Here is a 14007-nt window from a genome sequence, read left to right on the forward strand (position 1 = left end):
TTGTGAAAATCAAAAGATCGCAGCCTGCGGCAGCTCCTACAGGTATGTGTTGATTCCAGATAAGGAAATGGCCATGTCTGTAGCGGTGATTCAAATGGTCAGCCAGAGCGATGTGCTGGCCAATCTGGCCCAGGCCCGTCGCTTGCTGGAGCAAGCGGCGAACGCTGGCGCTCGACTGGCAGTGCTGCCGGAAAACTTCGCCGCCATGGGGCGTCGCGACATCGCCGATATCGGTCGCGCCGAAGCCTTGGGCGAAGGTCCGATCCTGCCGTGGTTGAAACAGACCGCCCGCGCCCTCAAGTTATGGATAGTAGCCGGCACCTTGCCGTTACCGCCGGCTGACCAGCCGATGGCGAAAGTGCATGCCTGCTCGCTGTTGGTGGATGATCAGGGCGAAACCGTTGCACGGTATGACAAGTTGCACTTGTTCGACGTCGATGTGGCGGACGATCGCGGGCGTTATCGCGAATCCGATGACTATGCTTATGGCAGTGGGGTGGTTGTGGCAGACACACCCGTCGGTCGAGTCGGCCTGACAGTGTGTTATGACCTGCGTTTCCCGGAGCTGTACAGCGAATTGCGGGCTGCCGGTGCAGAGTTGATCACCGCGCCATCGGCCTTCACCGCCGTGACTGGCGCGGCCCATTGGGATGTACTGATCCGCGCACGGGCCATCGAGACCCAATGCTACATACTCGCGGCCGCCCAGGGTGGCACCCATCCGGGACCGCGAGAGACTTATGGACATGCCGCCATCGTCGACCCATGGGGGCGCGTGCTGGCGCAACAGGATCAAGGCGAGGCCGTGTTGCTGGCCGAACGCGATAGCAGCGAACAGGCGTCCATCAGGGCGCGGATGCCGGTGTCCAGTCACCGGCGCTTTTTCTCGCAGGGCGCGCAGCGACCTGCCTCAGAACGATGAATTTAAGGCGTAAAGCATATGAGCGAGTTGTTGTCCTCAGTCAGTGACCACCTGTTAGCGCCCGGCGGCGTGACCATCGAGAGCCTGCAAAGTGTGCTCGGCGATCTGGCCGGCCCGGGCATCGATGCTGCCGATCTGTATTTCCAGGGCCAGATTTCCGAGTCCTGGGCGCTGGAAGACGGCATCGTCAAGGAAGGCAGCTTCAACCTCGACCAGGGCGTCGGCGTGCGGGCGCAATCGGGTGAGAAAACCGGTTTTGCCTATAGCAACGCCATCACCCTCGAAGCGCTCGGCGCGGCGGCTCGTGCCGCGCGTTCGATCTCCCGAGCCGGGCAGAACGGCACGGTGCAAGCGTTCACCACCCAGGATGTCGCCCAGTTGTACGGTCCGGACAACCCGCTGGAAGTGATGACCCGCGCCGAAAAAGTCGAACTGCTCAAGCGTATCGACGTCGCGACCCGTGCCCTCGACCCGCGTATCCAGCAAGTCACCGTGAGCATGGCCGGGGTTTGGGAGCGCATTCTCGTGGCTTCCACCGACGGCAGCCTGGCGGCGGATGTGCGGCCATTGGTGCGCTTCAACGTCAGCGTGATCGTTGAACAAAACGGCCGCCGCGAGCGCGGTGGTCATGGCGGCGGCGGTCGTACCGATTATCGTTATTTTCTCAGCGACGACCGTGCCATGGGCTACGCCCGTGAAGCGTTGCGTCAGGCGCTGGTGAACCTGGAAGCGATTCCGGCGCCGGCTGGTACGTTGCCGGTGGTGTTGGGTTCGGGTTGGTCCGGTGTGCTGTTGCACGAAGCGGTCGGCCACGGCCTGGAAGGCGACTTCAACCGCAAGGGCAGTTCGGCCTACAGCGGGCGCATGGGCGAGATGGTTGCGTCCAAGCTCTGCACCATCGTCGATGACGGCACCCTGGCGGGTCGTCGTGGCTCGTTGAGCGTCGATGACGAAGGCACCCCGACCGAGTGCACCACGCTGATCGAAAACGGCGTGCTCAAAGGCTACATGCAGGACAAGCTCAACGCGCGCCTGATGGGCGTGGCCCGCACCGGTAACGGTCGTCGTGAATCCTACGCGCACCTGCCGATGCCTCGGATGACCAACACCTACATGCTGGCGGGCGAAAGCGACCCGGCAGAAATCATCGCCTCGGTGAAACGCGGCATCTACTGCGCCAACCTCGGCGGCGGTCAGGTGGACATCACCAGCGGCAAGTTCGTGTTCTCCACCAGCGAGGCGTACCTGATCGAAGACGGCAAGATTACCGCCCCGGTCAAAGGCGCGACGTTGATCGGCAACGGGCCGGAAGCCATGAGCAAAGTGTCGATGGTCGGTAACGATCTGGCGCTGGACAGTGGCGTGGGAACGTGCGGGAAGGATGGGCAGTCGGTGCCGGTGGGTGTCGGCCAGCCAACGCTGAAAATCGATGCGATCACTGTGGGTGGCACAGGATCTTGAGGGATGGAGCTTCGGGTGGACTGCGGTGCAGCCCACCCGAGAAGGGACTTAACGCAGACCGCGTTGAGTCTCGTCCAGCTCACGGATGTACTTGAACATTTTACGGCTCGATGCCGGTGGCTTGTTGGTCGCCAGTTCGTGCTGGGCCTGACGGATCAGGGAGCGCAACTGTTGACGATCAGCCTCCGGGTAATCGACAACGAATTTCTCCAGGACCGCGTCGTCGCCTGCGATCAAGCGATCGCGCCAGCGTTCCAGGCCGTGGAAACGTTCGTTGTACTGCCGGGTGGAGGCATCGAGTTGATCGAGCAAGGTCAGAATGGCGTCAGTGTCCTGGTCGCGCATCAGTTTGCCGATGAACATAAGGTGCCGTTTACGCGCGATATTCGCGGTGTGCTTGGGCGCATCGGCCAGGGCCCGGCGCATAGCGTCGGTCAACGGCAGTTTTGCCAGCAAGTCAGGCTTGAGTGTTGTAAGGCGCTCGCCAAGGTCAACCAGAGCATGCAGCTCGCGTTTAACCTGGGATTTGCTTTTTTCTCCCGTATCGAGGGAGTCGTCGTAAGAATCAACCATGGTGGCCGTCCGCAAAGAAACGCCGCCATGATAACCAGTCGGGGGCCGCTTGTCCGGCCCGGTCGCTCGAAGGCCCTAGCCGAAAGCAGAATTTGAGTGGAGAACAGCATGAGTGCAGTTGAAAGCGTCGGCCCACAAGCGTTGCCGGCACTGCAAGAGCAAGTCGAGCAGATCATTGCTGAAGCCAAGCGCCAAGGCGCCAGCGCCTGTGAAGTCGCGGTCTCGCTGGAACAAGGCCTGTCGACATCGGTTCGTCAGCGAGAAGTCGAAACCGTCGAATTCAATCGCGATCAGGGCTTTGGCATCACCTTGTACGTTGGCCAGCGCAAAGGATCGGCCAGCACTTCGGCCAGCGGTCCGGAAGCGATTCGCGAAACCGTTGCTGCCGCACTGGCCATCGCCAAGCACACCTCTGAAGACGAAGCCTCAGGCCTGGCCGACGCCGCGCTGATGGCCAAGGATCTGCACGATTTCGACCTGTTCCACCAATGGGACATCACCCCCGAGCAAGCCATCGAGATGGCCCTGACCTGTGAAGCGGCGGCATTTGCCACCGATAGCCGGATCAAGAACGCCGACGGCACTACCCTCAGCACCCACCAGGGCTGCCGCGTTTACGGCAACAGCCACGGGTTTATCGGCGGTTATGCGTCGACCCGCCACAGCCTGAGCTGCGTGATGATCGCCGAGGCCGAAGGCCAGATGCAGCGCGATTATTGGTACGACGTGAGCCGTCAGGGCACTTTGCTGGCTGACCCGGTGAGCATTGGCCAGCGTGCCGCGCAACGGGCAGCGAGCCGTTTGGGCGCGCGTCCGGTGCCAACTTGCGAAGTGCCGGTGCTGTTTTCGGCCGAGTTGGCCGGTGGGTTGTTCGGCAGCTTCCTGTCGGCAGTGTCTGGCGGCAGTCTGTATCGCAAGTCATCGTTCCTGGAAGGCACGCTGGGTCAGAAGTTGTTCCCGGAATGGCTGACCCTTGATGAGCGTCCGCACCTGATGCAGGCGATGGGCAGTTCGGCGTTCGATGGCGATGGCTTGGCGACCTATGCCAAACCGTTCGTCGAGAACGGCGTGTTGGTGTCGTACATCCTCGGTACCTATTCCGGACGCAAGCTGGGCATGCCGAGCACCGCCAACGCGGGCGGCGTGCACAACCTGTTCGTGACCCATGGCGATGAAGATCAGGCTGCCCTGTTGCGTCGCATGGGGCGTGGTCTGCTGGTCACCGAGTTGATGGGCCACGGCTTGAACATGGTCACCGGCGATTACTCCCGTGGCGCGGCGGGTTTCTGGGTCGAGAACGGTGAAATCCAGTTCGCGGTCCAGGAAGTCACGATCGCCGGCAACATGCGCGACATGTTCAAACAGATCGTTGCCGTGGGGAATGACCTGGAACTGCGCAGCAACATTCGCACCGGTTCGGTGTTGATCGAGCGGATGACGGTGGCGGGTAGCTGACCCACACCGTTACACAAAAAGGCGCGTCATCCAAACGGATGGCGCGCCTTTTTTTATGGCGTTCACACCGTCCCCTGTGGGAGCGAGCTTGCTCACGATAGCAGTGTGTCAGACGACACATATGTTGAATGGTCGACCGTCATCGCGAGCAAGCGCGCTCCCACAATGGATCTCATCTAATTTCTCGGGGTTGTTTTGGTTCTCATTATCATCTAATAATAAATCTCATTACCGAATGAGCCCGGATCATGAGTTCTGCCTTGCACGAGCAGCCTTACCTCGAAAGCTGGCGCTGGATGAGTCGCCAGATCCGTTGCGCGATGGACCCCGATGAGCCTCGCCTGATCGACCATTACCTGGCCGAAGGTCGGTATCTGGCCTGTTGCACGGCAACGTCTCCCTGGACCATCGCCGAAACTTCCTTCCGTTTGTTGCTCGACACCGCCGCCGATGTCGCGCTGCCGTGGCACTGGCGCACCTTCTGCCTCGACCAGGCCTGGCGCCCATTGCGCGAACTGGAACGCCTCTCCCTGTGTAAGTGCCGCCTCAAGCGCTGGCAAAGCTACACCTGGCAACTGGCGACCTGCGAGTTGCAGCCTTCGATTCCTCTCATAGAACTGGTGCAAGGATTTCCCGATGAATAACACGCGTATCGAACGTGACAGCATGGGCGAGCTTCAGGTCCCCGAAGACGCCCTCTATGGCGCGCAAACCCAGCGCGCGGTGGATAACTTCCCGATCAGCGGCAAACCTATGCCGGTGCAGTTCATCCGCGCGTTGATCCTGGCAAAGGCTGCCGCCGCCGGGGCCAACGTCGAGCTCAAGCAAATCAGCGAGTCCCAGGGCAAAGCCATCGTCGACGCGGCGCAAGGGCTGCTCGAAGGCAACTTTATGCAGCACTTCCCGGTGGATATCTTCCAGACTGGCTCTGGCACCAGCTCCAACATGAACGCCAACGAAGTGATCGCCACCCTGGCCAGCCGACTGCTCGGCGAGCCGGTGAACCCCAACGATCACGTCAACTGCGGCCAGAGCAGCAACGACATCATTCCGACCACCATCCACGTCAGTGCCGCACTGGCGCTGCACGAGCAATTGCTGCCGACGCTGGTGCATCTGGTGCAGGTGATCGAGCACAAGGCCGAGCAGGTTTATCATCACGTCAAAACCGGCCGCACTCACCTGATGGATGCCATGCCGGTGCGCATGAGTCAGGTGCTCAACGGTTGGGCGCAACAGCTCAAGGCCAATATCGGCCACCTGCAAGATTTGCTACCGAGCCTGCAATCCCTGGCGCAGGGCGGCACAGCGGTGGGCACCGGGATCAACGCGCATCCGGAGTTCGCGGCGCGATTCAGTCAGCAGTTGAGCAAACTGACTCAGGTGCAATTCAAGCCTGGCAAGGACCTGTTCGCGCTGATCGGCTCGCAGGACACGGCGGTCGCGGTCTCCGGACAGCTCAAGGCCACCGCCGTGTCGCTGATGAAAATCGCCAACGACCTGCGCTGGATGAACTCCGGCCCGTTGGCCGGCCTCGGCGAAATCGAACTCGAAGCCTTACAGCCTGGCTCCTCGATTATGCCAGGCAAGGTCAACCCGGTGATCCCGGAAGCCACCGCGATGGTCGCCGCTCAAGTGATCGGCAACGACACGGTGATCACCATCGCCGGCCAGTCGGGCAACTTCGAATTGAACGTGATGCTGCCGATCATCGCCCAAAACCTGCTGAGCAGCATCGAATTGCTGGCCAACGCCAGCCGTCTGCTGGGTGACAAGGCCATCGCCAGCTTCAAGGTCAACGAGGCCCGGCTCAAGGAAGCGCTGTCGCGCAACCCGATTCTGGTTACCGCACTCAACCCGATCATTGGTTACCAAAAAGCCGCTGAGATCGCCAAGAAGGCGTATCAGCAGGGCCGTCCGGTGATTGATATCGCTCTGGAACACACCGACCTGTCGCGCAGCCAGCTGGAAGAGTTGCTCAATCCAGAAAAGCTCACCGCAGGCGGCGTGTAATCACCGCTACCGCTTTGGAGGCTCACCATGGAGCACTGGAAACGCACGATCGAAAGGGCTAATCGCTGTTTCATGCTGGGCGAATTCGTCGATGCCCGCGAGGCTTACTTGCAGGCACTGGCGCTGGCCCAGGTGTTGTTTGAGCGTTGGGCGGATGCCGATGAAGCGGTGGCTGCTTGCGTGATTTCTCACCACAACCTCGCGGATCTGCACTTGCGTCTGAACCAGCCGGAGGAGAGCGCCGAGTACCTGTGCGCCATCCATCAACGGTTGTTGCAGACGATGCAGGACGCGCGACTGGCTCCGGCGCTGCGCGAGGCGGCGTTGCGCCAGAGCAGCAAGACCTACGTCGAACTGCTGAATTTCATCAGTGAGTACGGCGAATACCCGCGCACCCATCGGCTGTTGCACATGGATGCTGCATCGCCCCGGCATCAGCCCGCCTCTCATCAACATGGAGTCCATTGAACATGGCTTTTACCTTGCCTGCCTTGCCCTACGCCTACGACGCCCTGGAACCGCATATCGATGCGCAGACCATGGAAATCCACTACACCAAGCACCACCAGACCTATATCAACAACCTCAACGCGGCCGTCGAAGGCACCGAGTTTGCCGAATGGTCGGTGGAAAAACTGGTGGCCAGCGTCCAGCAACTCCCGGAAAAGCTTCGCGCAGCGGTGATTAATCAGGGCGGCGGCCACGCCAACCATTCGCTGTTCTGGGAAATCATGGCGCCCCATGCTGGAGGCAAGCCTGACGGTGCGCTGGCCGAGGCTATTGATGAGCAACTGGGTGGCCTGGATCGTTTTAAAGAGGCGTTCACCAAAGCAGCGTTGACGCGTTTCGGCAGTGGCTGGGCGTGGTTGAGCGTCACGCCGCAAAAGACCCTGATAGTGGAGAGTAGCGGCAATCAGGACAGCCCGTTGATGAATGGCAACACGCCCATCCTCGGCCTCGACGTCTGGGAGCACGCTTATTACCTGCGCTATCAGAACCGTCGACCGGAATACATCAACGCGTTCTACAACGTGATTAATTGGCCTGAAGTCGCGGCGCGCTATCAGGCTGCACTGGTTTAAGTCATCGATAACAAGAATCCAAGGCCGACTATGGGCACTGAAACATTGGCGATCGGAAGTGGACGAATGTTTCGTTACGCACTGGGATCGTTGTTACTGCTGGCGGGTATGACGTTGTTGGCAGCCCAAGGGTTGGCATGGCTAGACCTGGAACCGAAGCTGTCGCGTGCCCTGCAAGGAGGGGCGATCTGCGCCTTGGGTACCGCGCTGGGGGCGGTGCCGGTGCTGGTGATTCGGCGCATGCCGCGGACGCTCAGCGATACCCTGCTCGGTTTCGGTGCCGGGGTGATGCTCGCGGCGACCGCGTTCTCGCTAATCGTCCCGGGCATTTCTGCGGCCGAAAGCCTGGGGCTGACGCCTTGGGCGGCCAGTGGACTAATCAGCTTCGGTATCATGTTCGGCGCATTCGGGCTGTTTCTGGTGGATCGCAAGGTTTCCGGGGCCAGCCCGGAAATGCTCGTCGGCACCTTGCAGCGACCGGTGATTCCACCGCGAATCTGGCTGTTTGTGTTCGCCATCATCGCCCACAACATTCCCGAGGGCATGGCGGTCGGGGTTTCGGCCGGCGGCGGTATGCCCGACGCCGACAGCCTGGCCATGGGTATCGCCTTGCAAGACGTACCCGAAGGGCTGGTGATCGCGTTGATATTGGCCGGGGCCGGGATGTCGCGGGCCAAGGCGTTCCTGATCGGTGCTGCGTCAGGGCTGGTAGAGCCGGTCTTCGCACTGTTATGTGCGTGGCTGGTTAGCCTGGCTGAATTGTTATTGCCATTGGGTTTGGCGCTGGCGGCCGGGGCGATGCTGCTGGTGGTGACCCATGAAATCATCCCAGAGTCGCGGCGTAATGGTCACGACAAACTGGCGAGTCTGGGGTTGCTGCTGGGGTTTTGTTTGATGATGGTGATGGATACGGCACTGGCTTGAAAAAGATCGCAGCCTTCGGCAGCTCCTACGAGATAGGGAGCGGGGCTGCCGAGGGCTGCGATTTTTTGATTTATTCGCCTTCGTCGAAGAAGTTATTGATCAGCGCCACCAGTGCATCCAGCGCTTCTTGCTCTTGCTCACCTTCAGTACTCAGATGGATTTTGCTGCCCTTGCCGGCGGCGAGCATCATCATGGCCATGATGCTTTTGCCATCGACCATGGCTTGCGGGGTGCGTCCCGCTCTGATCTGGCAGGGAAACTGACCGGCAACCCCAACGAATTTCGCTGAAGCACGGGCATGCAGGCCCAGTTTGTTGATGATTTCAATTTCCAGAGCAGGCATCGCGTTGTGAATCCTTTAGCTGAGGTCGCGGTGGCGAACCTGGACGTTCTTCAGGGATTGTTGCAGGGCCTGGCCCAGACGTTCGGTCAGGTAGACGGAGCGGTGATGACCGCCGGTACAGCCAATGGCGATGGTGACGTAAGCGCGATTGCTGGCAGCAAAACGCGGAAGCCACTTGAACAGATAACCATAAATGTCCTGGAACATTTCTTCGACGTCCGGCTGTGCTGCCAGGTATTCGGCTACCGGTTGATCGAGCCCGGACTGTGCGCGCAGCTCCGGTTTCCAATAAGGATTGGGCAGGCAGCGCACATCGAACACCACGTCGGCATCTACTGGCATGCCACGCTTGAACCCGAAAGACTCCACCAGGAACGCCGTGCCGGGCTCAGGCTGATTCAACAGGCGCAGCTTGATGGTGTCGCGCAGTTGGTACAGGTTCAGGTTGGTGGTGTTGACCTTGAGGTCGGCCAGGTCTGCAATCGGCCCCAGCAGTTGAGTTTCGTCTTCTATCGCCTCGGCCAATGAGCGGTTGGCGGTGCTCAGCGGGTGACGGCGGCGGGTTTCCGAGAAACGCTTGAGCAGGGTTTCTTCATCGGCGTCCAGATACAGCACATCGCATTGGATATGCCGACCGCGAACTTCTTCAAGTAATTCGGGGAATCGCGTCAGGTGACTGGGCAGGTTGCGGGCGTCGATGGAAACGGCGACCAGCGGCTGAGCCAGCTCTGTATGAATCAGCGCGCGTTCGGCCAACTCCGGCAGCAGGCCGGCCGGCAGGTTGTCGATGCAGTAGTAGCCGTTGTCCTCAAGGACATCGAGTGCAGTACTTTTACCTGAGCCGGAGCGGCCACTGACAATGATCAAACGCATGATTAGTGACCGTTTTGCTCGCTCAGGACAACCTGATACAAGGCTTCGTTGCTCGGGGCACTGCGCAGTTTTTCGCGTACTTCCTTGCGATCAAGCATGCTGGCGATCTGGCGCAGTAATTCCAGGTGCGCATCGGTGGCGGCTTGCGGGACCAGCAGCACGAACAGCAGGTCAACCGGAGCGCCGTCGATGGCGTCGAAATCGATAGGTGCGTCAAGGTGCATCAAGGCACTGATGGGCGAGGTGCAGCCCTTCAGGCGACAGTGGGGGATAGCAATGCCGTTGCCAAAACCGGTGGAGCCGAGTTTTTCACGGGCAATCAGAGCCTCGAAGACATCTTGCATCTCCAGATCCGGGACTTCCCGGGCGATCAGGTTGGCAATTTGTTCGAGGGCTTTCTTTTTACTGCCGCCCGGCACGTTCACGAGGGAACGGCCGGGGGTCAGGATACTTTCAAGTCGGATCATGGGTTGGGAGTGTTAACGACCGGTTGCGCCCTGAAGGAGGCTCTGGGTCTTTTCCTTATGCTTTTTAAGTTGGCGATCCAGCTTGTCGGTCAGTAGGTCAATAGCGGCATACATGTCGTTATGCTCGGCATTGGCGACCACTTCTCCGCCGGGGATATGCAGCGTGGCTTCGATTTTCTGCAGCAGCTTCTCGACGGTCATCGTGACTTGCACGTTGGTGATCTTGTCGAAATGCCTCTCTAATCGGTCGAGTTTTTCGCCGATGTAGGTGCGCAGGGGTTCGGTCACTTCCAGTTGGTGTCCACTGATGTTGACTTGCATACAGCTTCTCCTTCGTTGCCAGTGCATAAAGCGGCAGGTAAAGGTACCTGCCACTGGAACGCTGTGGCGTGGCTTACATCAACCGCTTGCGTTCGCTCGAAGGCGCGATCCCTAAGGACTCGCGGTACTTGGCGACGGTGCGGCGAGCCACCTGAATGCCTTGTGCCTCCAGTAAACCAGCGATCTTGCTGTCACTCAACGGCTTTTTCTGATTTTCCGCGGCAACCAGTTTTTTGATGATCGCGCGGATCGCTGTGGACGAGCATTCGCCGCCTTCAGAGGTGCTGACATGGCTGGAGAAAAAGTATTTCAGTTCATAAATGCCCCGTGGGGTATGCATGAACTTTTGGGTGGTCACCCGTGAAATCGTCGATTCGTGCATGCCCACCGCTTCGGCGATGTCATGCAGGACCAGCGGCTTCATGGCTTCGTCGCCGTACTCCAGGAAACCGCGCTGGTGCTCGACGATCTGGGTGGCGACTTTCATCAGGGTTTCGTTACGGCTTTGCAGGCTCTTGATGAACCAGCGGGCTTCCTGCAACTGATTACGCATGAAGGTGTTGTCGGCACTGGTGTCGGCGCGGCGCACGAAGCCGGCGTACTGGGCGTTGACCCGCAGCTTTGGCACTGACTCTTGATTCAACTCCACCAGCCAGCGCTCATTATCCTTGCGCACGATGACGTCGGGCACGACGTATTCGGCTTCGCTGGACTCGATCTGCGAGCCTGGACGCGGGTTCAGGCTCTGGACCAGCTCGATCACCTGGCGCAGTTCATCTTCCTTGAGCTTCATGCGGCGCATCAGTTGGCTGTAGTCGCGGCTGCCGAGCAGGTCGATGTAATCGGTGACCAGGCGCTTGGCCTCAGCCAGCCAAGGTGTTTTGGCGGGCAGTTGACGCAATTGCAGCAACAGGCACTCGCCCAGGTTGCGGGCGCCGATGCCGGCCGGTTCGAATTGCTGGATGCGATGCAGGACGGCTTCGATTTCGTCCAGCTCGATGTCCAGTTCCGGATCGAAGGCTTCGAGGATTTCCTCGAGGGTTTCGTCCAGGTAGCCCTGATTGTTGATGCAATCGATCAAGGTCACGGCGATCAGGCGATCGGTGTCGGACATCGGCGCCAGGTTCAGTTGCCAGAGCAGGTGGCTTTGCAGGCTTTCGCCGGCGGATGTACGGGTGGTGAAATCCCACTCGTCGTCATCGTTGCTCGGCAGGCTGCTGGCGCTGGTCTGGTAAACGTCTTCCCAGGCGGTATCGACGGGCAGTTCGTTGGGAATGCGCTCGTTCCAGTCCCCTTCCTCGAGGTTATCCACCGTCGGGGCGGTTTCCTGGTAGGAGGGTTCCTGAATGTCGGCGTTGGGTGGTTGTTCGGCTTTGTCGGCCAATGGGTCGGCGTTATCGAAGTCGTCGCCTTCTTCCTGGCGTTCGAGCATCGGATTGGACTCCAGGGCCTCCTGGATTTCCTGTTGCAGGTCCAGGGTCGACAATTGGAGCAGGCGGATGGCCTGTTGCAGCTGAGGTGTCATCGTCAGCTGCTGGCCCATTCTCAAGACTAGCGATGGTTTCATGGCAGGGGCTTAACACCTTATTCGCCGGCGCGCATGCGCCATCCACTACAGGGCGCCGAAGCGCCAAACTTAAGCAAATTATATGCCTGAAACTGAAGTGTTTGCCTAGAGCGCCGTAACAATAAAAAACACAGCGATGTGTTAATTGCGCCATGCGCTCTGTCGACTAGCCAGACACCTCGGTGTTTACAGGCGGAACTCGTGGCCCAGATACACTTCCTTGACCAGTTCGTTGGCCAGGATGGTGGCGGAGTCACCTTCGGCAATTAGCTGACCATCGTTGACGATGTAGGCGGTTTCGCAGATATCCAGTGTTTCACGGACGTTGTGGTCGGTGATCAGCACGCCAATGCCTTTGGCCTTGAGGTGATGGATGATCTGCTTGATGTCGCCAACCGAAATCGGGTCTACACCGGCGAAAGGTTCGTCGAGCAGGATGAATTTCGGGTTGGTGGCCAAGGCCCGGGCGATTTCCACTCGGCGTCGTTCACCACCGGACAGGCTCATGCCGAGGTTGTCACGGATGTGGCTGATGTGGAATTCCTGCAGCAGGCTTTCCAGCTCTTTGCGGCGAGCGGCCTTGTCGAGTTCCTTGCGGGTCTCGAGGATGGCCATGATGTTGTCGGCGACCGAGAGTTTGCGGAAGATCGACGCTTCTTGCGGAAGATAGCCGATACCGGCCTTTGCACGACCGTGCATCGGCTGGTGGCTGACGTCCAGATCGTCGATCAGTACGCGACCCTGGTCGGCTTGTACCAGGCCAACGATCATGTAAAAGCAGGTGGTCTTGCCGGCGCCGTTCGGGCCAAGCAGGCCGACGATCTGACCGCTGTCGATGGACAGGCTGACGTCACGCACGACCTGGCGGCTCTTGTAGCTCTTGGCCAGATGCTGGGCTTTCAGAGTTGCCATTACTGGGCCTTCTGCTTCGGCGGGATCACCATGTCGATCCGTTGGCGCGGCGTTGTGATCGGCGAGCCAGTGGCGCGGCCGGCCGTAGCCACCTGTTTCACCGTGTCGTAGACGATTTTCTCGCCTTCGGTGGTGCTGCCGTCATCGCTGATGACTTTGGCTTGATCGATCAGCACGATGCGGTTTTGCTGGGCATGGTACTGGACAGTCTTGCCATAGCCTTTGACTGGCTGTGGGGAGGTGGTTTTTTGCAACTGCTCGAAGTACGCCAGGTTGCCCACCGACGTTACGACATCGATCTGGCCATCCTTTGTACGAGTGATGGTCACGGTATTGCCGGTAACCTTCATCGAACCCTGGGTGATGATTACATCACCTTTATAGGTGGCGATACCTTGCTTGTCATCGAGCTGGGCATCGTCGGCCTGGATACGGATCGGTTTCGTACTATCGTCCGGCAGAGCCCAGGCGCTCACGCTTCCCAGTGCTGCGCCCAGACTGAGCAAAATAGGGAGGGTTTTAACGAGCCTCATACTGTCCTCTTACGTTCGATAGCAGGTGTATCCTGCTTTCTTTCAAATACGCTTTCATTCCGTTGCCAGTCGATACACCGCCAGCGCCGTCGATTCTAACGGGTTGCTCGGTCTGCGCATATTGCTGCTGCGGGAACACTGTCATGCGAGTACTGGTAATAATCATCTCGCGGTTCTTTTCATCGGTCCGTGCGATACGTACCGAGTCGATCAGCTCTACCTGAGTGCCGTCCGGATTCACCTCGCCACGCAAGCTTGTGACATGCCACGGAAACTCGGTGCCGCGGTACATGTTCAGGTCGGGTTTGGTGACCAGCGTAATGTCGCTCGCCTTGAGGTGTTCGACCTTGTCGGACGTCAAGTCGTACTGCAAGCCGCCGTCCGGCAGGTACTGCACGCTGTGGGCGTTGAGTGCGTAATAGTCGATCTGGCTGACATCGACCTTGGCCACTGGCTTGTCGAGGAAGCGTTCCGGGCTGATGTTCCAGTAGCCGACCGCTGCGAATATCGCGGCGATGCAACAGAACATCAAGAAATTGCGAAACTTTTTGCTCAGCATAA

The 14007-nt window shown here is 59.4% G+C and carries 17 protein-coding genes; 8 read left to right on the forward strand and 9 right to left on the reverse strand.

Translation table 11 applies throughout. The annotated features are described in order from the left end of the window. Window positions 1–73: 73 nt before the first annotated feature. The gene (locus JFT87_RS09100; RefSeq protein ID WP_201200566.1) at window positions 74–922 is read left to right on the forward strand and encodes a carbon-nitrogen hydrolase family protein; all 849 of its coding nucleotides are present in this window, start codon (window positions 74–76) and stop codon (window positions 920–922) included. A gap of 18 nt (window positions 923–940) precedes the next feature. Further along, entirely contained in the window at window positions 941–2383 is a 1443-nt protein-coding gene (tldD, locus tag JFT87_RS09105; protein ID WP_201200569.1) for a metalloprotease TldD, read from the forward strand. A gap of 48 nt (window positions 2384–2431) precedes the next feature. Here tldD and yjgA read toward each other — a convergent pair whose 3' ends face one another. Continuing rightward, entirely contained in the window at window positions 2432–2956 is a 525-nt protein-coding gene (gene yjgA / locus JFT87_RS09110; protein WP_201200571.1) for a ribosome biogenesis factor YjgA, read from the reverse strand. 108 nt (window positions 2957–3064) lie between these two features. Between yjgA and pmbA the strand changes: the two genes are divergently transcribed. From pmbA to JFT87_RS09140, 6 genes are all read left to right on the forward strand, one after another. After that, complete coding sequence (gene pmbA / locus JFT87_RS09115; RefSeq protein WP_201200573.1) at window positions 3065–4411, forward strand: metalloprotease PmbA; 1347 nt, start codon at window positions 3065–3067, stop codon at window positions 4409–4411. 248 nt (window positions 4412–4659) lie between these two features. After that, complete coding sequence (locus tag JFT87_RS09120) at window positions 4660–5055, forward strand: FagA protein (RefSeq protein WP_201200574.1); 396 nt, start codon at window positions 4660–4662, stop codon at window positions 5053–5055. Next, window positions 5048–6424 (forward strand): class II fumarate hydratase, encoded by a 1377-nt coding sequence (locus JFT87_RS09125; protein WP_201200575.1) that lies wholly within the window; start codon window positions 5048–5050, stop codon window positions 6422–6424. The genes JFT87_RS09120 and JFT87_RS09125 overlap by 8 nt, the downstream gene beginning before the upstream one ends. Before the next feature lie 27 nt (window positions 6425–6451). Further along, window positions 6452–6892, forward strand: a complete 441-nt coding sequence (locus JFT87_RS09130; protein ID WP_201200576.1) for a hypothetical protein — start codon at window positions 6452–6454, stop codon at window positions 6890–6892. A 2-nt stretch (window positions 6893–6894) separates the two neighbouring features. Next, entirely contained in the window at window positions 6895–7506 is a 612-nt protein-coding gene (locus JFT87_RS09135) for a superoxide dismutase (protein ID WP_201200577.1), read from the forward strand. 30 nt (window positions 7507–7536) lie between these two features. Then, window positions 7537–8430, forward strand: a complete 894-nt coding sequence (locus tag JFT87_RS09140) for a ZIP family metal transporter (protein WP_201200578.1) — start codon at window positions 7537–7539, stop codon at window positions 8428–8430. A gap of 70 nt (window positions 8431–8500) precedes the next feature. On the opposite strand, the gene JFT87_RS09145 is transcribed toward JFT87_RS09140, so the two are convergent. From JFT87_RS09145 to lptC, 8 genes are all read right to left on the reverse strand, one after another. Beyond that, the gene (locus JFT87_RS09145; protein ID WP_201200579.1) at window positions 8501–8773 is read right to left on the reverse strand and encodes an HPr family phosphocarrier protein; all 273 of its coding nucleotides are present in this window, start codon (window positions 8771–8773) and stop codon (window positions 8501–8503) included. Between the two features lie 15 nt (window positions 8774–8788). After that, a complete protein-coding gene (gene rapZ / locus JFT87_RS09150) occupies window positions 8789–9646 on the reverse strand; it encodes an RNase adapter RapZ (RefSeq protein WP_201200580.1) in 858 nt (285 codons plus the stop codon). 2 nt (window positions 9647–9648) lie between these two features. Beyond that, complete coding sequence (gene ptsN, locus JFT87_RS09155) at window positions 9649–10113, reverse strand: PTS IIA-like nitrogen regulatory protein PtsN (protein ID WP_201195800.1); 465 nt, start codon at window positions 10111–10113, stop codon at window positions 9649–9651. A 12-nt stretch (window positions 10114–10125) separates the two neighbouring features. Next, window positions 10126–10434, reverse strand: coding sequence for a ribosome hibernation-promoting factor, HPF/YfiA family (hpf, locus tag JFT87_RS09160; RefSeq protein WP_093226719.1), 309 nt, complete (start codon window positions 10432–10434; stop codon window positions 10126–10128). A gap of 73 nt (window positions 10435–10507) precedes the next feature. Then, a complete protein-coding gene (locus JFT87_RS09165; RefSeq protein WP_109787870.1) occupies window positions 10508–12001 on the reverse strand; it encodes an RNA polymerase factor sigma-54 in 1494 nt (497 codons plus the stop codon). Between the two features lie 186 nt (window positions 12002–12187). Further along, window positions 12188–12913, reverse strand: a complete 726-nt coding sequence (gene lptB / locus JFT87_RS09170; protein ID WP_201195796.1) for an LPS export ABC transporter ATP-binding protein — start codon at window positions 12911–12913, stop codon at window positions 12188–12190. After that, a complete protein-coding gene (gene lptA / locus JFT87_RS09175; RefSeq protein WP_201200585.1) occupies window positions 12913–13446 on the reverse strand; it encodes a lipopolysaccharide transport periplasmic protein LptA in 534 nt (177 codons plus the stop codon). The genes lptB and lptA overlap by 1 nt, the downstream gene beginning before the upstream one ends. Next, the gene (gene lptC, locus JFT87_RS09180) at window positions 13433–14005 is read right to left on the reverse strand and encodes an LPS export ABC transporter periplasmic protein LptC (RefSeq protein WP_201200586.1); all 573 of its coding nucleotides are present in this window, start codon (window positions 14003–14005) and stop codon (window positions 13433–13435) included. Before lptC ends, lptA begins: the two co-directional genes overlap by 14 nt. Window positions 14006–14007 lie beyond the last annotated feature (2 nt).

Origin of the sequence: Pseudomonas sp. TH15 (genome assembly GCF_016651105.1) — a bacterium.
Taxonomy (GTDB): Bacteria; Pseudomonadota; Gammaproteobacteria; order Pseudomonadales; family Pseudomonadaceae; genus Aquipseudomonas.